The sequence below is a fragment of the Bradyrhizobium sp. B124 genome (genome assembly GCF_038967635.1).
GTDB lineage: Bacteria > Pseudomonadota > Alphaproteobacteria > Rhizobiales > Xanthobacteraceae > Bradyrhizobium.
The window spans coordinates 6,810,215-6,835,207 of sequence record NZ_CP152413.1 but is presented as its reverse complement, the minus strand read 5'-3'; the positions used below and the strand labels follow the sequence as shown (position 1 = coordinate 6,835,207).

The following is a 24,993-nucleotide window of genomic DNA, read 5'->3' as shown; positions in this document are numbered from 1 at the left end:
CCCGCACGCGGGGAGAGGCGAGGAAGACCGCGGCAGCATTTCAACCTGCCTTCGCCGGACGCCCGTTCTTCGGCGCCTGGGCCATCGCGCGGGCCAGCACCTGGGCTTCCTTCTTCAGCATGTCGGCGAGCTCGCTTTCGCGGCGGCGGATGCGGTCGGTGGCCGCGCCGATCGAGAGCGCGGCGACCACCTCGCCGGCATCGTCGCGGACGGGAACGCCGACGCCGCCCATGCCGGGGAATGCGGCGTCGAGCAGCACGGTGTGGCCGGCCTTGCGCGCCACGGCGATCCGCTCGCGCAGGAATTTCGGCGTGATGCGCGGCGATTTCGCCAGCCGCGGCACGATCACCTCGATCACGGCCTCGATCTCGGCGTCCGGCAGCCAGACCAAAAGCGCCAGCGCACCGGCGCCGACGCCGAGCGGACGGCGGCTGCCGATCTGCAGATAGTTCGGCTGCAGCGGATGGCTGCCGACCGAGCGCGCCAGATACAGCGCCTCGACGCCGGAGCGCACCGACAACAATGCTGTATCGGCGGAGCGCTCCGACAGCCGCAACAGGCTCGGCTGCGCCAGTTCGGCGATGTCGACCGAGCGGCGCGCGCCGACCGCCATCACCCGCGCCTCCTGGCCGAGCTCATAGGTCTTGGCGCCGGCGACCCGGCTGACGAACCCCTCTTCGATCAGCGAGTTGAGGATGCGCAGCGCGGTCGCCTTGTTCAGCGAGGTGGTGTCGGCGATATCGGTCAGCCGCAGCGGCGAGCGCTGCGCCAGCACGCGCAGGATCGCGCAGACCTTCTGGATCGCGTTGAACTTGTCGGGTTGGCCCGGCTCCGGCGGTGGCCTCTTGCGGCTGGTCCGTGCGGTCGCAGTCGTGGAGGCGTTCATGCCCTGGTCTTCCTTGCCTTCAATTGCAAATCCTGAGCCGCGCATGACGAGGGATGTGCCGGCGGACATCATCCTAAAACGGATGACGCGCGCCGGACATCGTATACTTTCGTCAGATGAAACTTTGATTGCGACTATCTACGCTGCTGTGCAGCAACAGGGATATTTGAATTTCGCTTCACGAAATCAAGCCAGCCGCAGCCGGCGGATGGTGAACAGCGCCGACAGGCTGAGCAGGCAGACGCCGGTGAGGTAGTAGCCCGGTGCGAGCTCACCGATCGGCGCGAAGCCGCCCATCCAGGTCATGATCGCCGGGCCCATGCCGCCGAACAATGTGACGCCGATATTGTAGCTGAGGCCGAGCCCGGTCGCACGCGTCGCCGCCGGAAACAGCTCCGACATCAGCGCGGCGAGCGGCCCGTAATACAGCGACTTGAGGACACCGAGCCACAGCACGCCGATCAGGATGATGGTCGGCGTCGGTCTGCCCGTGAGCAGCAGGAAGGCCGGGAAGATCGAGACCAGGAGCAGCAGCGCAAACAGGATCATGTGCGTGGTGCGCCCGATCTTGTCGGAGACGAGGCCCGCGATCGGCGCCAGCAGCGCGACCGCCGTCTGCGCGGCGAATGCGGCGATGAAGCCGACCGACGGCGCGAGGTTCAGCGTCTTCACCACATAGGTCGGCATGTAGACGATCAGATAGTTCACCGCGGTCGACACCGCGAGCGCACCGATGGCGAGGATGGTGGGGAGCATCTGCCGCGCGAACACCTCCTTGACCGGTGAGTCCTGCTTCCCGGCCGCCGGCGGCGGCGTCGCATCGTCGACATGGTTGCGGATATAAATGCCGACCGGGCCGATCAGCACGCCGAACAGGAACGGCAGCCGCCAGCCCCAGGATTGCAAATCCTCGGGGCTCATCAGCGAGGTCAACAGCGCGCCGAAGCCTGCACCGAGCAAGCCGCTGACGCCCTGGCTCGCGAACTGCCAGCTCGCCACGAAGCCGCGCCGCTCCGGCATATGCTCGACCAGGAACGCGGTCGAGGAGCCGAACTCGCCGCCGGCGGAAAAGCCCTGCACCAGCCGCGCCAGCATCACCGCGATCGGCGCCAGGATACCGATCGTCTGATAGGTCGGCATCAAGGCCAGCACCAGCGTGCCCAACGTCATCAGCACGATCGACAGCATCAGCGAAGCCTTACGGCCGTGACGATCGGCATAGGCGCCGAGCACGATGCCGCCGATCGGTCGGATCAGGAACGACAGGCCGAAGCTGCCGAAGGTCAGCAGCAGCGAGGTGGTCGGATCATTGGCCGGGAAGAACGCCTTGGAGAGGTAGACCGCGAAATAGGCGTAGACCGAGATGTCGTACCATTCGAGCGCATTGCCGACCGAGGTCGCGACGATCAGGCGGGTGATGTTTTTCTTGGTGGTGGCGTCGACTTCGGAGGTAAGCGGCGTTGCTGTCGATAGTGTCATCAGGTTTCCTTGGCCGTGTCGGCACTCTTCTCTCAACGCGTCGGTGGCCGAGCTTGTCCCGGCAACCCGCATCTTCCCCGTCATCCTGAGGTGCGAGCCTCTTCGGCGAGCCTCGAAGGATCGACGGCCACCAGCGGGGCCGTGCATCCTTCGAGGCTCGCTCCGCTCGCGCCTCAGGATGACGGGGAAAAAGCGAGCCCGTCCTTCTATCTTAAAGCTGTGCCTCGCCGAGATCCCAGAACAGCCCGGCCATGATGGTCAGCGCCTCCTCGGTCACCGGCAGCAGGATGTGCTCGTCGGGCGCGTGCTGCGAGCAGCCCGGATAGGAATGCGGCACCCAGATCGTCGGCAGGCCGAGGCCCTCGGAGAACACGTCGTTCGGCAGCGAGCCGCCGAAGTTCGGCAGCACCGCCGGCGCCTTGCCGGTGGTGGTGCGGATCGAATTCGCCGCCCACTCGATCCACGGGCTGTCCATGTCGGTGCGCGAGGCACCAAAACGCTGCGCGCCCGAGACCTCGACCATCGGAAAGCCGTTCTTGTGCAGATAATCGCGCACCCCATCGATCACTTCGAGATATCTGGTGCCGACCACGAAGCGGAGCTGCAGCACCGCGTTCGCCTTGCCGGGGATCGCATTGGCGGGCTTGTCGATATTGCCCGATGACATCGCCAGCACTTCCAGCGTGTTCCAGGCATAGAGCCGCTCGGCCGCGGTCAGGCCCTCCTCGCCCCAATCCTCCGCCAATGCCGGCTCGTCCGCCGTCGGCTTGATTTCGACGTCGGCGAGCGCGGCGCGGACGCGGTTGGAGATCGGCGGTGGTTTGAGGATCTCGAGCTTCATGCGGCCCTTGCCGTCGACCAGGCTCGCGATCGCGTTGACCAGAATCGTCGCCGGATTGGCGAGCACGCCGCCCCAATTGCCGGAATGGTTGCCGCCGTCGCGCAGATTGACGTCGAGATGGATGCGGTTGCCGCCGCGGCAGCCGAGGAAGATGGTCGGCCGTTCCGCGGACAGCCGCGGCCCGTCCGAGGCAATGAACAGATCGGCCTTCAGCTCCTCGCGATGCGCCTCGCAGACCTCGCGCAGATCGGGCGAGCCGATCTCCTCACCGGTCTCGATGATGAACTTGGCGTTGAAGCCGAGCTTGCCGCCGCGCGCCTGCTTCACCGCGCGCAGCGCGGCCATGTTGATCGAATGCTGGCCCTTATTGTCGGCGGTGCCGCGGCCATAGACGCGATCGCCCTTGACCGTGGTCTGCCAGGGATTGAGCCCGTCGCGCCATTCGCCGACCATGCCGTCGACGACGTCGCCATGGCCATAAGTCAGCACGGTCGGCCGCGCCGCATCCTCCTGGTAGTCGGCGATCAGATAGGGCCCGCGGCCGGTCGGCGATTCGATCAGCCGGGTCGTGAAATCGAGCTCGGCGAAGGCCGGCTGCAGATTCTCGACCAGATAGGCGCGCAGCGCATCGGCCTTGTCGGCATTCAGGCTCTCGGTCTGGTAGCCGACCCTGCGGTCCAGCTCCTGCAAGAACTGTCCCGATTGAAAATGCTCTCGCACATTTGCGATTGCGTCGGCCCGTGTCGCCATGATTGTTCCTTCGTCCGGTCGCGTCTTGGCATGACCCCGCCGGAACGCGACGCTTTGCGCCCGGATCATGCTTCTGGAGGCCGGCAACCTATCGGGATCGGCGCGCCACCGGAAGGGTGTGAATCGCGAAGGGGGCCTTGCCAAAACGTGGGAAGTCGCAACAAAGTTGACGTGGGACGCCCGGCATTCGACCGGGCAGCATTCGAAGCGGCGCTCAAGGTTTCGACCAAGGTTTCGACAATGACAAAACAAATCCGGCTCAACGCCTTTGCCATGAACTGCGTGGCGCATCAGTCGCCGGGGCTGTGGACCCATCCGCGCGACCGCACCAAGGACTACAACAGACTGTCCTACTGGACCGATCTGGCGAAGACGCTGGAGCGCGGCCGGTTCGACGGGCTGTTCCTTGCCGACGTGCTCGGCGTCTACGACGTCTATGCGGGCAATCCGGATGCGGCGCTGCGCAACGCGGCGCAGACCCCGGCCAATGAGCCCTTGATGCTGATCCCGGCGATGGCCGCGGTGACCGAAAATCTCGGCTTCGGCGTCACCAGCAACCTCTCCTTTGAACCGCCCTACCCGTTCGCGCGGCGGATGTCGACGCTCGATCACCTCACCGGCGGCCGGGTCGGCTGGAACGTGGTGACCGGCTATCTCGATTCCGCGGCGCGCGGGGCCGGCAAGGACAAGCAGACCGCGCATGACGACCGCTACGAGCTCGCCGACGAATATATGGAGCTGGTCTACAAGCTCTGGGAAGGCAGCTGGGAGGACGACGCCGCGATCCGCGACGTCGCGCGCGGCATCTTCACGGATCCAAAGAAGGTGCATCGTGTGCAGCACGAGGGCAGCAACTACCGGCTCAACGCGATCCATCTGTCGGAGCCGTCGCCGCAGCGCACGCCGGTGCTCTACCAGGCCGGCACCTCGCCGCGCGGCCGGCAGTTCGCCGCCGAGCATGCCGAATGCGTGTTCATGTCGGGGCCGTCGGCGAAGGTGATCGGCCCGCGGGTGTCGGCAATCCGGGAGCTTGCCGCCGAGAAAGGCCGCAACGCGGCCGAGATCCTGATGTTCTCGATGATGTGCGTCGTCGTGGCACCGACCGAAGCCGAGGCCAAGGCGAAATACGCCGAGTATCGCAGCCATATCAGCCACGAGGGCGCGCTGGCGCTGATGTCGGGCTGGACCGGTGTCGACTTCTCGACCTATTCGCTCGACCAGGAAGTGCGGCACGTGCAGAACGACGCCGGCCGCTCCGCGATGGACAACGTCACCCGCGCCGACCCCAATCGGGTCTGGACCGTGCGCGAGGTCGCCGAGCATGTCGGCATCGGCGGCGCTGGCCCCGTGGTGGTCGGCTCGCCCGAGCAGGTCGCCGACAAGATCGAGCAATGGTTCGAGGACACCGACGTCGACGGCCTCAACGTCGCCTTTGCGATCTCGCCCGGCGATTTCGAGGATATCGCCGACATGCTGGTGCCGGAGCTCGTCAAGCGCGGCCGCTACAAGCGGGAGTATGCCAAGGGCACCTTGCGCGAGAAGCTGTTCGGCGCGGGCCGCGCAAGGCTCGACGCGACGCATCCGGCGGGGCGGTATCGGGTGAAGAGCGCGGCGGCGGAGTGACCTGCGTAGGGTGGGTTAGCAAAGCGTAACCCACCATCTTGGTCCAACAAACACCGGTGCTGATGAGAGGCCGGTGGTGGGTTACGCCTTCGGCTAACCCACCCTACGATTCGTTTCCCGTCATCCTGAGGAGCGCGCTCTTGCGCGCGTCTCGAAGGATCGACGGCCACCTGCCGGGCCGTGCATCCTTCGAGGCTCGCTCCGCTCGCACCTCAGGATGACGGGACGGAGCGCGCGCCGTGCGCTCAATTCACCGAATTGCTCACCATCACCTCGATCAGCTTCGCACCGGGACGGCTGAATGCCGACTTCATCACGCCCTTCAGCTCCTGCGGGTCGGTGACCTTGATCGCCTCGAGCCCGAGCGAGCGCGCGACGCCGGTGAAATCAACCGGCGGATCGATGAAGTCCATGCCGACATAATTGTCGTCGCCGTGGAAGGCGAGCAGGCGCTGCTTGATGATACGGTAGCCGCCATTGTTGACGATGACGAAGGTCAGCGGCAGCTTGTGATTGGCCGCGGTCCACAGCGACTGGATCGAATACATCGACGAGCCGTCGCCGGAATAGCACACCACCGGGCGCTGCGGATTGGCGAGGCTGACGCCGACCGCGGCCGGCAGGCCCCAGCCGATGCCGCCGGAAGCGAGCGCGTGATAGCCGTAGCGGTCGCGATGCGCGCGTAAGCCGAGGATCTGCCGCGACGAGGTCAGGCCTTCGTCGACCAGGATCGCGTTATCCGGCATCGTCTCCACGACCTGCAGCGCCAGCCAGTCCGGATCGATCGGCGATTTCAGGCTCGCCTTCGAGATCTGCTCGACCAGCGCCTTGCGCTTCGCCGCCCAGTTTTTCGTCGACAGCGCCGCGAGGCCCTGCTTCGCGCGCGTCTCCAGCGCGCTGCCGCCGAGCTCCTTCAATGCCGGGACCAATGCGCGCAGCGTCTCCTTGACGTCGGCCTTCACTACAATCTCGGCGCCATAGTTCCTGGCGAGATCGCTGTCGACCAGGCCGACCTGCACGATCGAGAGCCCATCCGGCAGCGGATCGACCTCGCTATAGACCGACATCCGCAGCGGATCGCCGCCGAGCGCGATCAGCAGATCATGTGGCGCCAGCACATCGCGGGCGACCTTCTGCAGCCGCGCGATGGCGCCCATGAAGCTCAGGCTTTCGGAGAGGAAATGCGAACCGTAGGGCGTCGGCGATTGCCAGGCCGGGCAGCCCAGCGCCTCGGCAAGGTCGGCCGCCTCGCGCAACGCGTCGCTCTTGACGAGTTCGTCGCCGACGACGATCACCGGACGCTCGGCTTTCAGGATCCGCGCGGCCAGCACCTTCAAGGACTCCTCCGACGGCCGGACGCGCGTGTCGACCCGGGTGGAGCGGCCGAGCTCGATGCCGGCCTCAGCGTTGAGAATGTCGCCGGGCAGCGAGATGAACACTGGTCCCGTGGGCGGCGTGGTCGCGATCTTGGCGGCGCGGCGCACGATGCGCGGCAGGTCCTCCAGCCGCGTCACCTCGACGGCCCATTTCACCAAAGGAGTGGCCATCTGCACCAGCGGGCCATAGAGCACCGGCTCGGTCAAGCCGTGGCCCTGTTCCTGCTGGCCGGCGGTGAGGATCAGCGGTGTGCCGGTGAAGCTCGCATTGTAGAGCGAGCCCATCGCATTGCCGAGACCGGGCGCGACATGGACGTTGCAGGCGACGAGCTTGCCGGAGGCGCGGCTGAAGCCGTCGGCCATCGCGACGACCAGGCTCTCCTGCATCGCCATCACATAGGTGAGGTCGGGATGGTCCTTCAGCGCATGCATGATCGGCAATTCGGTGGTGCCGGGATTGCCGAACAGATGCGTGACGCCCTCGTCCTTCAGCAGCGCCAGGAACGCGGAGCGGCCGGTGATGCGATTCTTCATGTTCCCTCCAGGCCTGCCGGCGCATTGGCCGACGGCACCGGTGGAGATGACCAAACTTGCGCCTGGGGAGCAATCGAGCGGCCGGTCATGGCCGCATTCCGCCGGCGCGCGCCTGGCCCTCCAGGGCACGCGCTCGTCATTCACTCCGTCGGCCAGCCCCGCGAAAGCCGGCGCTGGGGCAGACGTGAACCTCAACGGGAGCCATCGAATTGCGCGGCCGACTTTAACGCTACTTTAGCCAGAGTGCCCTAAAGCGACGATGGTTTGCCTTCATCAAGCACACAGAAAAGCATGCAGGGCCCGCAGTTGGCTCGCTTCGATCGCGGGGGTTCAGTCATGGACGCGCTGGCGGCCTGGAACGGAACCAGGCTCGATAGAGGACCGGGAACGATCGGGCTCGAGAAGCCGGGTCTCTATGTCTTCCTGATCGCAGTCACGTCCGTGTACTACCTGTCGAACGGGCCGCTCCTGCTCGGCCACCTTGATCTCGGATGGCACCTCGCCGCCGGAGATATGATCAGGGAGCGCGGCAAGGTCCCCTTCCAGGATCCATGGTCATTCACCCTCGGCGACAGGCAATGGTACAATCTGTCCTGGCTCTGGGACGTGATTGCCAGCGTGGTGTTTCAATACACGGGGTATATCGGTCTCACACTGTCAGTCGTTGCATGTGGCGCCGTCATCACCGGATATCTTGCATCGATCTGCCTGCGCAGCGGCGCCTCGACACTTGCGGTTGGCATTTCCGTTCTCGCCGCGTGCCTGCTTTACCCTGCGTTCGTGACCGCGCCGAATTCCTATCTCGCCGCTTCGCCAAACACCCCCACCATGTTGTTCTGCGTCGTCTTCTACGCAGAGTGCCTGAGGCGAACCAGATGGTTCCTGCTGCCGGTGATGATGGTGCTTTGGGCCAATCTGCACGGCGGCTTTGTGCTTGGGCTTTTCATCATCGGCCTCTTTGGCGCCACGTCCGTGCTCAGGCGGGACTGGGCGGGTCTTAAGCTCTACAGTTTCGCGGCAGCCGGCTGCCTTGTCGCGATCCTGATCAATCCGCTCGGCTGGCACATCTACGACGGCGTCACCACCACGCTGGGCCATTTTGCGCAGGCGAACATCACCGAGTGGTGGTCTTACTCCGCGAACTTCACCGTGCCCGGGAGCATTCCCGGCATCGTCTATATCGCGATATTTGCCGCGTTCGAGCTGCGCCACCCGGCTGCTTCGCCGGCTCCTCTGGAGTCGCGGCTGCTGTCCTGGCTGTTCCTGCTGCTGGGATTCTACCAATACCGGTACATGTCGTTCTTCTTCATGTTCGCAACGGTGCCGCTGGCGCTTCACATCGACCGGGTGCTGCCCAAGCAGCTGAACGACCTCAAGGTCCAGAGCTCGCTCTTGGTTGCCGGCATCGTCGCAATGTGCGCGCTGCCGCCGACCTTGATGTACGTCAGACTGGCTCTCGCGCTTCCGCAGCTGCTCTCGGAGCAGGATGCGCGCTATCTTCAAACCCATTTTCCGCATGCACGGCTGCTGAACCACTGGAACGTCGGCGGGCTCCTGATCTTCTACACACGTGGCGCGGTGCCGGTGTTCGTCGACGGCCGATCGGCCACCGCCTATCCCGATGAGCTGCTGCGCGACTATTTCAGCCTGATCAAATGGGAGATCGACGAGACCGCCTGGGACACCGTCCTCACCAAGTACAAGATCGATACGGTGCTCTGGGTGAAGGCGCACGAACCTCTGAAGCGGTTCCTCGTGGACAAGAGAGGGTGGACCGAGGAATACGTAGGGTCGGAAGAGGTCATCTACGCAAAGCGCTGACGCAGCCAGAGCATCGGTCCTGATTCAATCAGCACCGAAAATGCCCTAGAACATCCCCTCGCGCTCGCTGCGCTTCTTCTTTTTCGAACGTTGCCAGACCACGCCGGGATAGCCCTTCAGCGGCACCAGCGGCTCGCCGGTGTAGGCCCACTCCTGCAATTCCTCGATCGCGATATGGTAGAGCGGCTGCCGGCCGGTGCGCCCCGAGAACAGTGCGCGTGGAATGTTCACCATGTGCGGCGACCGTGCGCGCTCGTAGATGATAGGCGTGCCGCAATTGGCGCAGAAGCTGCGCGCGGTCTTGCTTTTCGCGTCCTCGTAACGCGAGAGCTCGCTTTCGCCTTGCGTGATGCGGAAGCGCTTCTTCCAGCTGCCGACATAGGTCGCATAAACCGCGCCATGGGCGCGGCGGCTCGCGGCGGTGTGATCGTGCCAGGCCCAGCGCGCCGGCACATCGATCTCGAACCGGACCTTGCCGCACAGGCATTGGCCGGCCGCGGGCTTCGCCAGCGCCACCGGCTTCGGCTTCTTCGTCGGCTCGAATTCGTCGTCCGGAAACATCGGGAGCTCTCCGGCTTTGCCCGCCGTCATTGCGAGCGAAGCGAAGCAATCCATCTATCAACGCGTGAGGAGCGATGGATTGCTTCGTCGCTCCGCTCCTCGCAATGACGAGGAAGGAAGCATTGTAGCCCGGATGCAGCGAAGCGAAATCCGGGGACGGTTGATCCGCCGACAAGAGGCCCCGGATTGCGCTGCGCTCCATCCGGGCTACGAAGTCACGCCTGCGCCATCTCATCGTGGGCGGGATAATCCGTGTAGCCCTTCTCCTCGCCGGCATAGAAGGTGGCACGGTTGTACTTGGTCAGCGGATAGCCGCGCTGCAGGCGGCGCGGCAGGTCCGGGTTGGAGATGAAATAGCGGCCGAACGCGATCGCATCGGCATGACCTTCCGCGACCGCGCTCTGCGCGCTGTCACCGACGAAATTGCCGGCGGTGATCAGCACGCCGCTCCACATCGGGCGGTACAGCACCATCGCGGACGGCACGTTCTGCCAGTCGACCTCGGCGCGACCGGTGCCCGAGGCACGCGGCTCGATGAAATGCAGATAGGCGAGCCCGAACTTGTCCAGCGCCTTGATGGCGTGGCTGTAGAGCGGCATCGGGTCGGCCTCGCCGCTGCCATTGGCAATGCCGTAAGGCGAGAGCCGCACGCCGACGCGGTTGGCGCCCCAGACCTCGGTCACCGCCTGCGTCACTTCCAGCAGGAAGCGGACGCGGTTCTCGATCGAGCCGCCATATTGGTCGGTCCGTAGATTGCTGCGCGATTGCAGGAACTGCTCGATCAAATAGCCATTGGCGCCGTGGATCTCGACGCCGTCGAAGCCGGCGGCGAGCGCGTTCTTCGCCCCCTGCCGATACGCCTCGACCATCAGGGCGACTTCACCGGTCTCGAGCGCACGCGGCGTCTCGTAGTCGACCACCTTGCCGTCCGCCGTCATGCACTTGAACTCGGGCGGGATCGCGACTGCCGACGGCGCCACCGGAAGCGCGCCATCCGGCTGGAACGAGGAATGCGAGACGCGGCCGACGTGCCAGAGCTGCAGGAAGATCAAGCCGCCCTTGGCGTGCACGGCATCCACCACCTCGCGCCAGCCCGCGATCTGGGTATCGCTATAGATGCCGGGGACGCCGGGATTGCCGAAGCCGGTGGCGACCACCGGCGAGGCCTCCGCGATCAGCAGGCCGCCGGGCGTGGCGCGCTGCGCGTAATATTCCGCGTTCATCGGCCGCGGCGCGAGGCTCGGCCGCGCCGCCCGCATCCGCGTCAGCGGCGCCATCACGACACGATGCTTCAGCTCATAGGGACCGACCTTGAGCGGCGAAAACAGCGATGGAGAACTCATGCCTACCCCAAATATTCTTGTGTGGTTTCCGTCATAGAGTGGGCATGATCCGCCCCGGAAAGCCGGTTACCACTTTTCCGGACCATGCCCGTTATGTCACGGGTTCATCTTGTTCGCAAAAGCAGGTAGTGGCAATCTAGCGAACAGACAAGCAGGCTTGCCATGTCGAAAACGAGCGCCACATCGCTCCCCTCGTTGAGCGTCCGCATCGATCTCGATGCCGAAGACCGCATCGGACCGGGCAAGATCCTGCTGCTCGAGCAGATCAAGGAATGCGGCTCGATCTCGGCCGCCGGCCGCGCCATGGACATGAGCTACAAGCGCGCCTGGGACCTGGTCGACGAGATCAACCGCATCTGCCGCCAGGCGGCGGTGGAACGGCAGACCGGCGGCAAGAACGGCGGCGGCGCGGTGCTGACCCCGTTCGGTCTCTCCCTGGTGGCGCGCTACCGCAAGATCGAGCGCGATGCGGCGACCGCCGTGCGCAAGGACCTCGAGGCCCTGCGCAGCGACATCGGCAAGCCGAAGAAGGCCGCGGGGCGGTAGAAGCAAGAACCGGCGGCCGTCGCAGGGGCGCTTACGAAAATATCGAAAACAACCCCATGCAAAGTAGCCGGGGGCGGCCGGCCTTCGACAAGGCAACTTGACGCGTCGGGCAAATCAGGGATATTCTTCTAATATTCCGAAATCATGCAAGCATTGGGGTGAGGACTTCCCACCGCGGGCACGCCGAACATTGAGACCTGCCCCCCTCACCCGGATTGCATCTGTCGATGCAATCCGACCTCTCCCCGCAGGCGGGGAGAGGTGAGAAGAAGCAAGCGCTAGCCCGTCTTGATCCAGACCGCCTTGACGTTGAGATACTCCTCGACGTGCTGCTTGCCGGACTCGCGGCCGTAGCCGCTCATCTTGTAGCCGCCGAACGGCACCGCCGGATCCATCGCCTGGTAGCAATTGACCCAGACCGAGCCGGCGCGCAGCGCCTTGGCGACCTGGTGCGCCTTGCTGACATTGGTGGTCCACACGCCCGAGCCGAGACCGAAGGTCGTGGCATTGGCGCGCTTGATCAGCTCGTCCGGATCCTTGAAGGAGATCGCCGAGATCACCGGGCCGAAGATCTCCTCCTGCGCGATGCGCATATTGTCCTGCACATTCGCGAATACGGTCGGCTGCACGAAATAGCCCTTCGACAGCGCGCCCTCGGTGAGGCGGCCGCCGCCGGCCAGCGCCTTGGCGCCTTCCTTCTGGCCGATGTCGAGATAGCCGGAGACGCGGTCCATCTGCTGCTGTGATACCAACGGCCCGATCTGGGTGTTGGGGTCGAGGCCGTTGCCGACCTGCAGCTTCTTGCCGAACTCGGCGACGCGGCCGACGAATTCGTCATAGAGCTGCTGCTCGACGAACAGCCGCGTGCCGGCGCTGCAGATCTGGCCGGAATTGGCGAACACCGCCATCGCAGCGCCCGGGACCGCGGCGTCGAGGTCGGCGTCGGCGAACACGATGTCCGGCGACTTGCCGCCGAGCTCGAGCGAGACGCGCTTGAGGTTGCCGGCCGACGCACGGATGATCGACTGGCCCGTGACGTGCGAGCCGGTGAAGGCGACCTTGTCGACATCGGGATGCGAGGCGAGCGCCGCGCCCGCGGTCTCGCCATAGCCCGGCACGACGTTGACGACGCCGGGCGGAATGCCGGCCTCCATGCAGAGCTCGCCGATGCGCAGCGAGGTCAGCGGCGATTCCTCGGCCGGCTTCAGCACCACGGTGCAGCCGGTCGCGATCGCCGGGCCGATCTTCCAGATCGATGCGGTCAGCGGGCCGTTCCAGGGGATGATGGCGCCGACCACGCCGATCGGCTCCTTCAGCGTGTAGGAGAAGATCTCGCCGGGCAGCGAATTCTCGATGGTCTCACCATGGATCGCGGTCGCCTGACCGGCATAGTAGCGCAGCATGCCGAGCGCGCGCAGCCGGTTGCCGCGGGTGCGGCTGATCGGCGCGCCCATGTCGAGCGTGTCGAGCTGGGACAGTTCCTCGAAATTGGCTTCGACGAGCTCGGCGAGCTTGAGCAGCATGTTCTGCCGCTCGAACGGCTTCACCTTGCTCCACGGCCCTTCGAAGGCGCGGCGCGCTGCTGCAACCGCACGGTTAATGTCCTCGGCATCGCCCTCGGCGACGGATGCGAGCAATTCGCCGGTAGCGGGGTTGTGGGTTTCGAATTTCTTGCCGGAGGCGGCGTCGACCCATTTGCCGTCGATCAGCATCTTCTTGTAGGAGCCATCGGCATAAGGATGGCGCGTGATCGGAATAGCCTGCGAAACAGCCATGGTTGCACTCCCTGTAAAATGTCGGCTGAGGTGTTTTGGAAGCGTTATATCGGTGATTCTACAGCGCGGCCGCGAAACCGTAAAGCGATGCAAGCGTTGTCGAGGGTGGCGCGCATGAAAACCTCCCATGCACCTGCGTGCATGCCGGGTGCGATATGCTAGAATGGAGTTTGTTGTTTGACGCGTTTTCTTCACGCGAACCGGGAACCACTTCGCTTGAAAACGCTATGCTAACCTCAGCCACAGATGTGTCCGGAGAGCGACGATGCCCCACCCCGTGATATCAGCCAATCATGTTGCCGTGATCACCGGAGGCGCATCCGGCATCGGGCTTGCCGCAGCGACGCGGTTTGCCGAAGCCGGCATGAAGCTCTGCATCGCCGATCTCGGCGATGACAGGCTGAAGGCGGCGGCGGCAAAACTGTCATCTGCCGCACCCGGCGGCGCCGCCGACATCATGACGGCTGCGGTCGACGTCAGCCGCGCCGATGAGGTCGCAAGCCTTGAGGCCGCCGTGGCGAAAAAGTTCGGCGGCACCGACATCCTGATGAACAATGCCGGCATCCAGCCCGGCAGCGCGATGTTCGGGCCCGCGGACAATTGGCAGCGCATCCTTGGCGTCAATCTGTGGGGCGTGATCAACGGCACGCAGGCGTTTGCGCCGAACATGATCAAGCGCGGCCGGCCCGGGCTGATCATCAACACCGGCTCCAAGCAGGGCATCACCACGCCACCCGGCGATCCCGCCTACAACGTCTCCAAGGCCGGCGTGAAGGCGTTCACCGAGGCGCTGCAGCACGAGCTGCGCAACACCGACGGCTGCAAGATCACGGCGCATCTCCTGATCCCGGGTTTTGTCTTCACCGGGCTGACCGCGCGCGGCCGCACCGAGAAGCCGGCCGGCGCCTGGACATCGGAGCAGACCGTCGACTTCATGATCGAGCACCTCACGGCCGGCGATTTCTACATCCTCTGCCCCGACAATGACGTGCCGCGCGCGCTCGACGAGCGCCGCATCCTGTGGGCCGCCGGCGACATCGTCGAGAACCGCCCGCCGTTGTCGCGCTGGCACCCGGATTTCGGCGACGCATTCGCGGCGTTCGTGAAGGGGAAGTAGGCTACGTAGGATAGGCTACCCCTTTCCCCATTCGTGCTGTCATCGCCCGGCTTGACCGGGCGATCCAGTATTCCAGAGGCCGCAGTGCTTGAGTCGAGGGGCCGCGGCGTACTGGATGCCCCGCATGAAGCGGGGCATGACAGCGGAGTATATGCGGCCAATAGAATCGTAGGATGGGTAGAGCGAAGCGAAACCCATCATCTCTCCTGCGGCCCGCTGTTTGATGGGTATCGCTTCGCTCCACCCATCCTACGAACTCTCAATTCGCCCGCACCCGCACCGGCGTCGCCGGCTGCGCCACCAGCGCCTCACCGAGCTCGCTCTGCTGGGCGCGCGGGATCGAGAAGCAGACGCTGAAGCCGTCCGATGTTTTGAGCGTCATCATGCCATGGCTCGGATCGGTCGACTGCTCGAGCACCCATGAATCCAGCGGATAGGCGTAGCGCAAGCTCTGGTCGCCGAAACGCGTCTGCAGCGCCTTGCTGATCAACCCGGGCAGCGTCATGACCAGCGCGCCGACCTGATTGATCGACAGGCGGATGGTTGCGGGCTCACCCTTGCCGTCGACGAATCCCAGCGAAATCGCGCGGCCGTCGGGCGCGACTTCGCAGGTGGTGAGCTCCTGGGTTTCGATCTGCATATCGGCACTCCGGATCATTTCTTCGTTATATTCGTAAAGATATATCTCTCGGCCTGCCGCCGTCCAGCCGTTATTCGCGGACCATCTTTGGCCGTGGCCCGCCCGCTGCAATCGTGATATATGACAGGATATAGCGAGGCCCGCGAAGGGCCCGTTTGACCAGGGAGAGCAAAGCCTATGAGTGATTACAAGCTTCTCATCGACGGCAAGATGGTACCCGGCGACCAGACCATGCCGGTGCTCAATCCGGCGACCGAAGAGGTGGTGGCGCAATGCCCCCGCGCCTCCAAGGACCAGCTCGACAAGGCCGTCGCCGCCGCGAAGGCCGCCTACCCGGCATGGGCCGCCACGCCGATGGAAGAGCGCCGCAAGCTCATCATCAAGATGGCCGAGGCGATCGAGGCCAACACCAACGAGCTCGCGCACATCCTGACCAGCGAACAGGGCAAGCCGCTCGCGGATGCCACCGGCGAAGTCATGGGCATGGCGGGCTTCTTCCGCTACCTCGGCTCGCTCGATCTGCCGATGCGCGTGGTCGAGAATTCCGGCGACCGCAAGGTCGAGGCCTATCGCCGCCCGCTCGGCGTGGTCGGCGCGATCATTCCCTGGAACTATCCACTCTTGATCCTGGCGTTCAAGCTGCCGTCGGCGCTGCTCGCCGGCAACACCCTGGTGGTGAAGCCTGCGCCCACCACGCCGCTGGCTTCGCTGCGCTTTGCCGAACTGGTCAAGGACATCCTGCCGAAGGGCGTGCTCAACTTCATCGCCGACGCCAACGATCTCGGCGATCACATGACCAAGCACCCTGACATCCGCAAGATCTCCTTCACCGGCTCGACGGCGACCGGCCAGAAGGTGATGGCGAGCGCATCGCAGACGTTAAAGCGGATCACGCTCGAGCTCGGCGGCAACGACGCCGGCATCGTGCTCGACGACGTCGATCCGAAGAAGGTGGCGCCCGGCATCTTCGAGGGCGCGTTCCAGAACTCCGGCCAGGTCTGCCTCGCCATCAAGCGGCTCTATGTGCACGAATCCGTCTATGACGAGATCTGCAACGAGCTGGTCGCGATTGCGAAGAACACCGTCGTCGACGACGGCTCCAAGCAGGGCACCAAGCTCGGCCCGCTGCAGAACAAGATGCAGTACGAGAAGGTGAAGGCGTTCCTCGACGACGCCCGCAAGAACGGCAATGTGATCGCCGGCGGCGCCGCGATGGACCGTCCCGGCTACTTCATCGAGCCGACCATCGTGCGCGACATCAAGGAAGGCTCCAAGCTGGTCGACGAGGAGCAGTTCGGCCCGGTGCTGCCCGTGATCAAATACTCCGACAAGGATGACGCGATCCGCCGCGCCAACGCCACCACCTACGGCCTCGGCGCGTCGGTGTGGTCGTCCGACATCAAGCGGGCGCATGAGATCGCGACCCAGATCGAGGCCGGCACGGTGTGGATCAACAAGCACCTCGACATGGCCCCGAACATCCCGTTCGGCGGCGCCAAGCAGTCGGGCATCGGCACCGAATTCGCCGAGGAAGGTCTCGCTGAATTCACCCAGCTGCAGATCATCAACGGCCCGCCGGCCGCCTGATCCGAAAGACATGCGGCCGCGACGCCTTGGCTCCCCTTGGCGCCGCGGCCGCCGCTCTCCTCCACAACGAACAGAGCCCATCATGTTCGATGCCCAATGCGACCTTGCCGCCCTGGTCTATGACGACAAGGACGATCCCGACGCCATCCTGCGCGACTTCGCCGGCGACCTGAAGGCGCTCGGCGCGCGCGTCGTCGGCATGGTGCAATCAGGCCAATGCGCGGATTCCAGCCTGTCGGCAGTGCTGGTCCACAGCGGCGAGACGCTGCTGCTGGCGCAGCCGCCGGCTCCGGGTACGACAAGTTCTGGTGCGACCGGCTGCAAGCTCGATCTGTCACGGCTGCAGGACGCCGGCGTCCGCGTCGCCGATGCGCTCGCTGAAGGCGCCGATCTCGTCATCGTCAACCGCTTCGGCAAGCGGGAACGCGACGGCAAGGGCCTTGGCTTCGTGATCGAACGCGCGCTCGACGCCGACATTCCCGTCGTGATCGCGGTCTCACGCCAAAGCTTTGTCGACTGGATCAAGTTCGCCGGCGGCATGAGCGTGAAGCTCGCCTGCGACCGCCACGCGCTGGACGCCAGGTGGCGCAACGTCTCGCTGCGGACCGCGGCCCGGATCGCGCCGGATCACAACCACGGTCTGCGAAGCGTTCAAGTAGAGGCGCTTTGTGGGGTAACGCTCTGCCACCCCACCTGCGGACCATCACCGTCATCCCCGCGCAAAGGCTTCACCTTTGCGCGGGGATCACGGTGTGAGAATTGTAGCGAGCGGCCTTCCCACGCCGTCGTCCTGGCGAAAGCCAGGACCCATAACCACCGAATTCGATTGAGAGTGCGATAGTGGCCCCAGCGTCGCACAACAATAAGCAGTTGGGGTAATGGGTCCTGGCTTTCGCCAGGACGACGCCGAATACATTCGCATTCTCTCAGGATGACGGAAGCGAGGCTCGCTCAGAGCGTTTCCTGCTTGTGGTCGCAGTTCTTGCAGGTGAACTTGACGCGGGACTGGCCCTTTTCCGCCTGCACCCGGTTCGGCGCGCCGCATTTGCCGCAAACGGCCTCGATCCGGGTCGTGCCCTGCTTGATGACCAGGTTCCGCTTTTCCATGGTCTCGCGGATCAGGCGCTCGGCCTCCTCGCGCAGCGATTGCTTCGACATCATCTCCACCGGTCTTTGGTTAGCGGGCGGCGTCATAGCACGACCGCATGAAGCTTTGACAGCGGATATCGCACCTGATCTGTCAGCGCCTAGAGCATTTTCGGTTCTGATTGAATCAGAACCGAAGCTCTAGATTCTTGTTTTGACGCGTTTTCTTCACGCGAACCGGTGTCCACTTCGCTCGAAAACGCTCTAGACGATGAGCCGATCGACCGGCAGCCGGAAATGCCGCGGTTCCAGTGGTTTTGCCGGCCGACCTATGCGGAACACGTTGACGAGGCGCAGATCGGTGCCGATCCCGCCGAGCTTGCGCAGCCGGTCGTTGAAATCAGGGTGATCGGCCAGCGCCGAGATCGGGCATGCCACGAGCCCGGCGCGATCGATCTCCAGCCAGCACCGGTAGAAATGCCGCCCCGTCGTGAGTGGATCCTCACCGACCGGACGACAGAACAGCACGATCGCCGCGGCCGAGGCGGTCTTGGCGCTGTCTGAGAGCAGCGATGCGGCGAGGCCGAGACGATCGAGCGGCTTGAACAGGCTGCCGAGCACGAAGCGGGCGGCGGTGGCCTCGACCGCGCTCATGGCAAGCGCTTCGCGATTGAGGCCGTCGAGCAGATAGTGCGGATGGTCGGGCGACAGCCGCATCCATTCGAGCAGTTCGGCCCGATAGTCGTCGCCGTGCACGATGGAGAATTCAGCCTGGTCGGCCCAGCCGGCGATATCGGCAATTGCCTGGCGACCCCCGATGCAGACCAGATCGTCACACGCGACGGCGAGCTGCACCAGCGGCGCGGGCTCATCCGGCGACGCCGCGAACTTGCCGCGCCACGACATCCGGTGCGCCACATGGCCGGCCAACGGATCGGGCGCGACACCTTGCCTGATCGCAAAGCTGCAGAGCGCAGTAAATTGCGGCGACAGCGGCTGCTCGATCGTGGTCATCGCCGTGATGGCGAGGCCGCGGCGGTTGAGGGCAAGGCTCATGCCCTCCAGCGCCGCGCCGTGCGAGACAAGCACGTCGTGTCCGGCGGGATCGGCGACCGGCGCGCGGACCCAGGTCGCGTCGACCAGCGCCAACCGCCCGTCGCCGAGCAAACGCCAGCGGGTCGGCTGGATGTTGTGGACGCTCGGCGCCAGCCGCGCCTCGGCGACCAGCTCGCGCAGCAAGTCCGGCGTCAGCTCGCTCATGCCGCGGCCAGCCTCTTGGTGAACAGATGCAGCCGGTGCAGCGGCGTGGCGCCCGCCTTCTCGACCTGGCGCAGCGACGGCGCGTTGATGTCGGCGATCCAGGTGCCGCCGAGCGTGCGGTAGCCGGCCTCCTGCAACGCCAGCGCGGTGCGGTAGAGCATCGCGCCGTTGAGGCCGCGATTGTGCAGGTCGCGGCAGACCGACTGATAGATCAGCACGGCGCGGGTGTTCATCATGCGGTGCTGCACGAATTTGAACGGCGCGGTCAGCCCGACCCGGCCGCCGATCGCCTTGATCAGCGGGTTGAGATCGGGGATCGCGATGATCGCGCCGGCGGGCCGGCCGCGGTGATAGACCACGGTCGAAATCCGCTTGTCGATGATCCACATCATGTCGCCGGCCTGGAACAGATATTCGGCCGCGGTCGGCGGCACGAACATCGGGTTGTCGGCAAAGCCGTCGTTCAGGATCAGGCGCGCATCTTCCAGCCGGACCTTGAAGGCGGAGCGCTTGATCGGCTGCCAGACGAAGTCCTTGTCGGCCAGCACCGCGCGCTGCTTGTCGCCGAGCAGCTGCTCCGGCTTGCCGCCGTCGAGCGCGATCTCGAACGTCGTCATCGGGAAGGTCGCGGCATAACCGGCGCGTTCGAGGTGACGCGCGATATGCGGCGGCGACCACATCATGTCGGTGAACGGCGCATGGTCGAAGCCGTCGGTCATCACGCCGATCTGCTGCATCGCCGTCAGATTGAAATTGCCGGCGATACGGGTCATGCCGCGCGCGGACAGCCACTGCTCGGCAGTGCGCAACAACAGATCGGCAACATCAGGCTCGTCGATACAGTCGAAGAAACCGAACGCGCCGTGACGTGTGCCGTGCTTGCGGTTGGAGGCGTCGTGGATCGAGGCGGCGATGCGGCCGACCGGGCGGCCGTCGCGATGCGCCGAGAACAGCGCATAGCGGCCATGGCCTTCGGTGATGAACGGGTTCTCCGCAGCATCGAACATCCGGTCGAAATCGCTCCACAGCGGCGGCACGTAGAGGCTGTCGGGCCCATAGGCATTGAGCGCGGCGTCGAAGGCCGCCTTGCGGTCGCCTTCCCGGATCTCCAGCGTCATTTGGCCTCCGGGGTCAGCGCCAGCAGCCGCCGCACCAGCGCCAACGCGGTTTCGGTGGCGGGATCGGCCGCGGTGACCGGCACCGCGAGCACGATCAGGTCGAGCGGATCATGCGCGAGCACGATGACATGGGAGGCGCTGTTCGCAGTCATCAGCGAGGCCATGCGCTCGGCGGCGGGGTCGGTCGGCGCCAGTCCCCACGGCGCCTCGGAGCGGCGCAGCACGCGCCTCGTCGACAGGAAGTCGCGGAGCAGCGGCGGATCGTAGGGTGCAAGCTCGTCTTCGCGGAAGCGCCGCGCGCTCTCAAAGATCGGATGCCGTGCGAGCTCGGCGATCAGCTGCTCCCGCGTCTGCGCCGGCGACGCCGCGACCGAGTTGAGCACGCCGGGCTCCTGCGATTCGAACAGCGCGCGCAGAGCATCCGTCATCAGCCCGATGGTCAGCACGCCGGCAATCGCGACCGCGACGAACCGGATCATCTGCGCGGCATCGACATCGGGCGCCATGAAGGCGGCGGCGAGGCCGAGCAGACCCGAAGAAATCAGCCGCAGCGCCATCATCGCAAGCCCATGCCGCCGTGTCTCGGCGCCGCCACCGGCGATCAGCATCACGGTGACCGTGAGCAGCGCCCCCAGCGCACCGAGCCGGACCGGAATATCGGGAAACAGCGTGCGGAAATCGGTCAGGATGAACGGGATCACCACCAGCGCGCCGACCGCCATGCGGCCGATGCTGCGGTTCTCCGACGCCATCAGCGAGGCGCGGTCGCGCGTCGCCAGCAGCAGCGCGCAGGTCGCAAAGCCAACCAGCTGGAACAGCGCCAGCGTGATTGCATAGGGCATCACCAGGCGTTGCAGCCCGAACGTGCCGCCGAGGCCGAGCACGATGCCGCCTGCGAGCGCCGCGATCTTGACCGCGCGCGGCGCGTGGCGGCGCAGGATGCCTTCGGTGACGATCAGCGCGCCGAGCGGAATCAGCGCGGCCGGGATCACCGAGAGACGATCGAGCAGCCAGCTTCCGCTCCACCACGCGAGGCCACGATCGAGGAACAGGGTCGCGATCACGCCGAGCGCGAGCAGCAGGCGGCGCGTCAGCGGGCTTCGGGGATCGCGCCGGTAGAACGTCATCATCGCCACCGCGACGCCGATGGCGCCGCAGAGATTGACGATGGAATCGGCGATCACCCCCGAGGTCATGCGACGCCCGTCAATTGATCGATCGCCCGCCGCACCAGCGGGCGCATCAGGGCCGCGATCAGCGCATTGCGCGGCTTCTCGATCGCGGGCCGGTGCGGATTGAGGAACCAGCCGCGGCAGTCGGTGCCGGAGGTGCGGCCGAGGATCAGCGCGACCGCCTCATAGGCCATCAGCATGCCGGTCGAGATCACCATCGGCGCGAACGACATCCGGCTGCGGCGGCCGGCCGCGACTTCACCGGCGATCGCGAGGTCGACATAGTTGCGCGACGAGGAATGCAGCATGACGTGCTCGATCTCGGCACGCATCGCGGCGCGACGGTCGTCCTCGGTGATATCAGTCCAGTCCTTGGCCAGCGTGGGAAAGCCGAGGCGCTCCTCGGGCCGCGGATCGTGCGGGCGCACCACGATCACCGACGGCAACGGCGACATATAGGCGTCGATCACGGTTGAACCGGCGCGCTTGGCGGTCCGGTACAGATGCACGCCGGCGGCGATATCGTCCATGCCGTTGACGATCACCGGGCAGCGTTCGGCAATGCCGGCGAGCTCACTGGTCCAGTTCTCGCCGAGCACCTCGACCTCGATGGTCGGGTTGATGCGTTTGGCGGCTTCGGCGGCGACGGCGGCCTTCTCGCGGCCGACCTCGTCGGCGAAGGCGAATACCTGGCGATTGAGGTTGGAGACCTCGAAGCGATCGATGTCGGCGATCACGAACTTGCCGACGCCGGCGCGCGCCAGCGCCATGAAGGCCGCGCCGCCCATGCCGCCGACGCCGCACACGAACACCCGCGCCTGGCGCAAGAGCTGCTGCTCGTGCTCGTCGATGAAGCCGATGTTGCGGCCGGTGAAGGAGTAGTAATCGAAATTCATCGCGCGGTCCCGCTCTCCTGCTTGCGCGGCCGCAAGGTGCCGAAGGCGCGGGTGTCGTCCATCCAGTAGACCACCGGCAGCACCAGCCGCTGCAATGCCAGCATTGCGGACGCCGCGAGCAGCGCCGGCAGCGAGCCCGAGGGCACCTCGCTCATCAGATAGCGGCGCGCGCCGGCAAGATCGACGCGGCCGATCTGCAGCACATCGTCGCCGCGGCCGTAATCCAGCTCGCGCTCGCAAAATTCGTTGTAGACGGCATCGCGATGCTTCGGCGCGATCTCGAAAGTCTTCTTCAGCGCATCCGAGCCGCCGGTATAGGCATTGGTGATCACCGAGCGCGCTTCGTCGAAGCCGGCCTCCTCGCCGACGCCGAACACCGCGCGATGCCGCGCCATGATGCCGCGCGCGAGCTGCAGATGCGCAAAGCTCTGCCGCGCCCCCGGCTGCGGCGACGGAAACACGTCCGAGAAGGTGTCGCTGACCATGCCGACCACCGCCGGCACCTGGGTGACATTGGAGATCCATTTCGGCCGCAAGCCATCGCGGGCGAACAGCACCAGCGCGGTCAGGCCGTAGAGCACCCAGGACAGCCCCTGCCCGCGCACATCAGGATCGACCATGACGAGGCCGAGATGGGTCACTTCAGCGGGCTCGCCGTCGAGCGGCACGTCCATCACCGACAGGGCGTTGAACGCGATCGGCCGTCCGGTGTCTTCCTCGGAGATCAGAGTGATGATGGCGCGCGACAGCCGCTCGGGCTCACCGGAGAAGATGCCATAAGTCAGGCTCTCCTCGGGCAGCGTCTTGGCGGCGACGACGCGGAGCTGCCCGACCAGCGCGTCGAGCTCGTCCTTCGGCAGCGACAGGCCGGGCGCCTCGACGATGCGGGTGCGCTGGCCGGCCTGGGTGCGCAAGGTGAGATCGATGGTCGGTTGCGACAGCGCCTTCAGCCAGAAGCCGCCATGGCTGCGCAGGCCGTCAAAGGCCGCGCGCGCTTTGGCAAGGCTCCTGCTGCCACGCGAAGCGGGGGTGCGATTGTCCGTGGACGCCATTTCTCTGTCCCTCGGGGCGATCTCTGCACTTTGGCCTGTTAAGGAGCCATGAGCGCAACCTGGCGCGGTTTGCCGCAGGGTAAACAAGGCCTTCCGGAAACGGAACAAGTTGGTCGTAAGAGGCCTGCGACCTATCCACCGTCATTGCGAGCGCAGCTCGTAGCGGCAGAGTGCGTGCTCCTTCTCCGTCACCCTGAGGTGCGAGCGGAGCGAGCCTCGAAGGGTCGACGGCCACCAGCCGGGCCGTGCATCCTTCGAGGCTCGTCGAAGAGGCTCGCACCTCCAGCGACAAAGGCGAAGCCTTTGCGCGGGGATGACGGGACCCGATCGGCGCAAAGCGTCCTAAAAGCGGCGGGTGCAAGCACCCGCCGCGTCCCGTTGACTCCGGCTCACGCCGCCTTGGAGACTTCCATCAGCAGGCGCTCGGCCTTGGCGTCCTCGATCCGGTTCACGAACTTGCTGCTCTCGTAATTGTCGCGCACCGTCTTGGTCAGCGTGACGCAGGTCTGGACCAGCATCACGATGCCCATCGTGAGATAGCCCTTCATCCAAAGGTCGATCGGCAGAAAGAACACGCCGACGGCGACGAGGAAGGCAGAGGCTGCGAAGGACGCGTAGGTGAAGGTAACCCAGCTGCCGCTGTGGGGTTGGATGGTCTGGTTCATGGTCGTCTCCTTGATAATGGGTGATTTGAAGTTGGCTCGGTTTCAGGCTCGAGGTTTCAGGCTTGCGTTCTCAGGCGGCAGGCGGGCGCTTGGCTCTCAAGCGCGCCAGCACGTCGTCGGCGGTCGATTTCATCCGCGGGCCAAAGCCCTGCTCGGCGAGCTTCTCGGCGGTGGCTGATGGGCCCGAGGCGGTGTCGATCTCGAACAGCGCGTCGTCGGCCGCCTGGGTCTCCATCTGCCGCTCGCGCAACCGCTTCAGCGTGGCTTCCGCTTCCGGCAGCGTCGACTCGTAGGGCCGCGCCGCCTCGATGCCGCTTCGGCGCAGCGAACGCACCGCTTCCGAGGCACGGGCAAGGCGCCGGCCGCGATCGAGCTCGGCAATGCGCGCCTCGGCATTGGCGACGTGGCGCTTCAGCCGGGTGATCTCGGTGGCGAACAGCGTGCGCGCGGTCATCGCGGCGTCGCGTTCGGCTTCCAGGTTGGCGATCGCCTGCGCGGCTTCGCGGGCGAGATCGTCCCGGCCGCCTTCGAGCGCCGCCGAGGCGCGCACCTCGAGATCGGTGATCCGGGCATTGGTCGCCTCGAGCCGCCGGCCCTCCTGCTGGTCGCCGGCAATGGCGAGCGCCAGGGTCCGTTTCGAGCGGTCGACCGCGGCGGCGGCATCGCGCATCTGCTGGTCGAGGACGACCAGCGCGGTCCGATCTTGCAGTTCCTCCTCGGCTGCCGCCACGCTGCCGCGGAAAATCGTCAAAACAGTTTTGAACATTTGGCCACTCCCTGTTATGAGCATCGCTCATGAATCTCTTGTACCATATAATGAGCGCTGCTCAAGATTTATTTGAGCGACGCTCACAACTGTGATGGG

At 65.4% G+C, this 24,993-nt stretch carries 22 protein-coding genes; 6 read left to right on the top strand and 16 right to left on the bottom strand.

The features are described 5' to 3' along the window. Positions 1-40 precede the first annotated feature (40 nt). The 3 genes from AAFG13_RS32570 to AAFG13_RS32560 all read right to left on the bottom strand — a co-directional run bounded on the left by AAFG13_RS32570 (position 41) and on the right by AAFG13_RS32560 (position 3,956). Positions 41-886 carry an IclR family transcriptional regulator gene (locus tag AAFG13_RS32570; protein ID WP_212313712.1) on the bottom strand — a complete coding sequence of 282 codons (846 nt, stop codon included), beginning with the start codon at positions 884-886 and terminating at the stop codon, positions 41-43. A gap of 186 nt (positions 887-1,072) precedes the next feature. Then, positions 1,073-2,365 carry an MFS transporter gene (locus tag AAFG13_RS32565; RefSeq protein ID WP_342709340.1) on the bottom strand — a complete coding sequence of 431 codons (1,293 nt, stop codon included), beginning with the start codon at positions 2,363-2,365 and terminating at the stop codon, positions 1,073-1,075. Between the two features lie 211 nt (positions 2,366-2,576). After that, positions 2,577-3,956 carry a M20 family metallopeptidase gene (locus AAFG13_RS32560; protein WP_212313716.1) on the bottom strand — a complete coding sequence of 460 codons (1,380 nt, stop codon included), beginning with the start codon at positions 3,954-3,956 and terminating at the stop codon, positions 2,577-2,579. A gap of 240 nt (positions 3,957-4,196) precedes the next feature. Here AAFG13_RS32560 and AAFG13_RS32555 point away from each other — a divergent pair, with 240 nt between their 5' ends. After that, positions 4,197-5,579, top strand: coding sequence for an LLM class flavin-dependent oxidoreductase (locus AAFG13_RS32555; protein ID WP_212313718.1), 1,383 nt, complete (start codon positions 4,197-4,199; stop codon positions 5,577-5,579). 245 nt (positions 5,580-5,824) lie between these two features. Here AAFG13_RS32555 and AAFG13_RS32550 read toward each other — a convergent pair whose 3' ends face one another. After that, positions 5,825-7,489, bottom strand: a complete 1,665-nt coding sequence (locus tag AAFG13_RS32550; protein WP_342709339.1) for a thiamine pyrophosphate-binding protein — start codon at positions 7,487-7,489, stop codon at positions 5,825-5,827. Positions 7,490-7,825: 336 nt separating this feature from the next. On the opposite strand from AAFG13_RS32550, the gene AAFG13_RS32545 reads away from it, so the two are divergent. After that, the gene (locus tag AAFG13_RS32545) at positions 7,826-9,310 is read left to right on the top strand and encodes a hypothetical protein (RefSeq protein ID WP_342709338.1); all 1,485 of its coding nucleotides are present in this window, start codon (positions 7,826-7,828) and stop codon (positions 9,308-9,310) included. Positions 9,311-9,355: 45 nt separating this feature from the next. On the opposite strand, the gene AAFG13_RS32540 is transcribed toward AAFG13_RS32545, so the two are convergent. Further along, on the bottom strand, positions 9,356-9,871 hold the full coding sequence (locus AAFG13_RS32540) for a GFA family protein (protein ID WP_246667498.1): 516 nt from the start codon (positions 9,869-9,871) through the stop codon (positions 9,356-9,358). A 215-nt stretch (positions 9,872-10,086) separates the two neighbouring features. Beyond that, the gene (locus AAFG13_RS32535; protein WP_342709337.1) at positions 10,087-11,214 is read right to left on the bottom strand and encodes an alkene reductase; all 1,128 of its coding nucleotides are present in this window, start codon (positions 11,212-11,214) and stop codon (positions 10,087-10,089) included. A gap of 162 nt (positions 11,215-11,376) precedes the next feature. Between AAFG13_RS32535 and AAFG13_RS32530 the strand changes: the two genes are divergently transcribed. After that, the gene (locus tag AAFG13_RS32530; RefSeq protein ID WP_244069480.1) at positions 11,377-11,760 is read left to right on the top strand and encodes a winged helix-turn-helix domain-containing protein; all 384 of its coding nucleotides are present in this window, start codon (positions 11,377-11,379) and stop codon (positions 11,758-11,760) included. A 278-nt stretch (positions 11,761-12,038) separates the two neighbouring features. On the opposite strand, the gene AAFG13_RS32525 is transcribed toward AAFG13_RS32530, so the two are convergent. Beyond that, positions 12,039-13,535 (bottom strand): aldehyde dehydrogenase family protein, encoded by a 1,497-nt coding sequence (locus AAFG13_RS32525; RefSeq protein WP_342709336.1) that lies wholly within the window; start codon positions 13,533-13,535, stop codon positions 12,039-12,041. A 265-nt stretch (positions 13,536-13,800) separates the two neighbouring features. Between AAFG13_RS32525 and AAFG13_RS32520 the strand changes: the two genes are divergently transcribed. Beyond that, a complete protein-coding gene (locus AAFG13_RS32520; protein ID WP_342709335.1) occupies positions 13,801-14,652 on the top strand; it encodes an SDR family NAD(P)-dependent oxidoreductase in 852 nt (283 codons plus the stop codon). 259 nt (positions 14,653-14,911) lie between these two features. Here the strand turns inward: AAFG13_RS32520 and AAFG13_RS32515 are convergent, their stop codons facing one another. Further along, positions 14,912-15,292 (bottom strand): hypothetical protein, encoded by a 381-nt coding sequence (locus tag AAFG13_RS32515; RefSeq protein ID WP_342709334.1) that lies wholly within the window; start codon positions 15,290-15,292, stop codon positions 14,912-14,914. A 177-nt stretch (positions 15,293-15,469) separates the two neighbouring features. On the opposite strand from AAFG13_RS32515, the gene AAFG13_RS32510 reads away from it, so the two are divergent. Next, a complete protein-coding gene (locus tag AAFG13_RS32510) occupies positions 15,470-16,879 on the top strand; it encodes an aldehyde dehydrogenase family protein (protein WP_212313737.1) in 1,410 nt (469 codons plus the stop codon). An 82-nt stretch (positions 16,880-16,961) separates the two neighbouring features. Then, positions 16,962-17,720, top strand: a complete 759-nt coding sequence (locus AAFG13_RS32505; protein ID WP_342709333.1) for a DUF2478 domain-containing protein — start codon at positions 16,962-16,964, stop codon at positions 17,718-17,720. Positions 17,721-17,830: 110 nt separating this feature from the next. Here AAFG13_RS32505 and AAFG13_RS32500 read toward each other — a convergent pair whose 3' ends face one another. From AAFG13_RS32500 to AAFG13_RS32465, 8 genes are all read right to left on the bottom strand, one after another. Beyond that, positions 17,831-18,037, bottom strand: coding sequence for a hypothetical protein (locus tag AAFG13_RS32500; protein WP_024581255.1), 207 nt, complete (start codon positions 18,035-18,037; stop codon positions 17,831-17,833). A 192-nt stretch (positions 18,038-18,229) separates the two neighbouring features. Next, complete coding sequence (locus AAFG13_RS32495; RefSeq protein WP_342709332.1) at positions 18,230-19,225, bottom strand: hypothetical protein; 996 nt, start codon at positions 19,223-19,225, stop codon at positions 18,230-18,232. Beyond that, entirely contained in the window at positions 19,222-20,343 is a 1,122-nt protein-coding gene (locus AAFG13_RS32490) for a GNAT family N-acetyltransferase (RefSeq protein WP_342709330.1), read from the bottom strand. Before AAFG13_RS32490 ends, AAFG13_RS32495 begins: the two co-directional genes overlap by 4 nt. After that, positions 20,340-21,539 (bottom strand): hypothetical protein, encoded by a 1,200-nt coding sequence (locus AAFG13_RS32485; protein WP_342709329.1) that lies wholly within the window; start codon positions 21,537-21,539, stop codon positions 20,340-20,342. Before AAFG13_RS32485 ends, AAFG13_RS32490 begins: the two co-directional genes overlap by 4 nt. Then, a complete protein-coding gene (locus AAFG13_RS32480) occupies positions 21,536-22,411 on the bottom strand; it encodes a ThiF family adenylyltransferase (protein WP_342709328.1) in 876 nt (291 codons plus the stop codon). Before AAFG13_RS32480 ends, AAFG13_RS32485 begins: the two co-directional genes overlap by 4 nt. Continuing rightward, positions 22,408-23,463, bottom strand: a complete 1,056-nt coding sequence (locus AAFG13_RS32475; RefSeq protein ID WP_342709326.1) for a hypothetical protein — start codon at positions 23,461-23,463, stop codon at positions 22,408-22,410. The genes AAFG13_RS32480 and AAFG13_RS32475 overlap by 4 nt, the downstream gene beginning before the upstream one ends. A 389-nt stretch (positions 23,464-23,852) precedes the next feature. Continuing rightward, positions 23,853-24,128: a YiaA/YiaB family inner membrane protein gene (locus tag AAFG13_RS32470; protein WP_016846457.1), complete on the bottom strand. Its 276-nt coding sequence runs from the start codon at positions 24,126-24,128 to the stop codon at positions 23,853-23,855. Positions 24,129-24,198: 70 nt separating this feature from the next. Beyond that, positions 24,199-24,894: a PspA/IM30 family protein gene (locus AAFG13_RS32465; protein ID WP_342709324.1), complete on the bottom strand. Its 696-nt coding sequence runs from the start codon at positions 24,892-24,894 to the stop codon at positions 24,199-24,201. Positions 24,895-24,993: the final 99 nt, after the last annotated feature.

Coding starts and splice junctions, on each gene's coding strand:
- AAFG13_RS32465 (WP_342709324.1), bottom strand. CDS start 24,894: ATGTTCAAAACTGTTTTGACGATTTTCCGCGGCAGCGTGGCGGCAGCC.
- AAFG13_RS32500 (WP_024581255.1), bottom strand. CDS start 18,037: ATGTCGAAGCAATCGCTGCGCGAGGAGGCCGAGCGCCTGATCCGCGAG.
- AAFG13_RS32515 (WP_342709334.1), bottom strand. CDS start 15,292: ATGCAGATCGAAACCCAGGAGCTCACCACCTGCGAAGTCGCGCCCGAC.
- AAFG13_RS32480 (WP_342709328.1), bottom strand. CDS start 22,411: ATGAATTTCGATTACTACTCCTTCACCGGCCGCAACATCGGCTTCATC.
- AAFG13_RS32510 (WP_212313737.1), top strand. CDS start 15,470: ATGAGTGATTACAAGCTTCTCATCGACGGCAAGATGGTACCCGGCGAC.
- AAFG13_RS32555 (WP_212313718.1), top strand. CDS start 4,197: ATGACAAAACAAATCCGGCTCAACGCCTTTGCCATGAACTGCGTGGCG.
- AAFG13_RS32560 (WP_212313716.1), bottom strand. CDS start 3,956: ATGGCGACACGGGCCGACGCAATCGCAAATGTGCGAGAGCATTTTCAA.
- AAFG13_RS32490 (WP_342709330.1), bottom strand. CDS start 20,343: ATGACGCTGGAGATCCGGGAAGGCGACCGCAAGGCGGCCTTCGACGCC.
- AAFG13_RS32485 (WP_342709329.1), bottom strand. CDS start 21,539: ATGACCTCGGGGGTGATCGCCGATTCCATCGTCAATCTCTGCGGCGCC.
- AAFG13_RS32550 (WP_342709339.1), bottom strand. CDS start 7,489: ATGAAGAATCGCATCACCGGCCGCTCCGCGTTCCTGGCGCTGCTGAAG.
- AAFG13_RS32495 (WP_342709332.1), bottom strand. CDS start 19,225: ATGAGCGAGCTGACGCCGGACTTGCTGCGCGAGCTGGTCGCCGAGGCG.
- AAFG13_RS32570 (WP_212313712.1), bottom strand. CDS start 886: ATGAACGCCTCCACGACTGCGACCGCACGGACCAGCCGCAAGAGGCCA.
- AAFG13_RS32545 (WP_342709338.1), top strand. CDS start 7,826: ATGGACGCGCTGGCGGCCTGGAACGGAACCAGGCTCGATAGAGGACCG.
- AAFG13_RS32535 (WP_342709337.1), bottom strand. CDS start 11,214: ATGAGTTCTCCATCGCTGTTTTCGCCGCTCAAGGTCGGTCCCTATGAG.
- AAFG13_RS32530 (WP_244069480.1), top strand. CDS start 11,377: ATGTCGAAAACGAGCGCCACATCGCTCCCCTCGTTGAGCGTCCGCATC.
- AAFG13_RS32505 (WP_342709333.1), top strand. CDS start 16,962: ATGTTCGATGCCCAATGCGACCTTGCCGCCCTGGTCTATGACGACAAG.
- AAFG13_RS32540 (WP_246667498.1), bottom strand. CDS start 9,871: ATGTTTCCGGACGACGAATTCGAGCCGACGAAGAAGCCGAAGCCGGTG.
- AAFG13_RS32520 (WP_342709335.1), top strand. CDS start 13,801: ATGCCCCACCCCGTGATATCAGCCAATCATGTTGCCGTGATCACCGGA.
- AAFG13_RS32525 (WP_342709336.1), bottom strand. CDS start 13,535: ATGGCTGTTTCGCAGGCTATTCCGATCACGCGCCATCCTTATGCCGAT.
- AAFG13_RS32470 (WP_016846457.1), bottom strand. CDS start 24,128: ATGAACCAGACCATCCAACCCCACAGCGGCAGCTGGGTTACCTTCACC.
- AAFG13_RS32475 (WP_342709326.1), bottom strand. CDS start 23,463: ATGGCGTCCACGGACAATCGCACCCCCGCTTCGCGTGGCAGCAGGAGC.
- AAFG13_RS32565 (WP_342709340.1), bottom strand. CDS start 2,365: ATGACACTATCGACAGCAACGCCGCTTACCTCCGAAGTCGACGCCACC.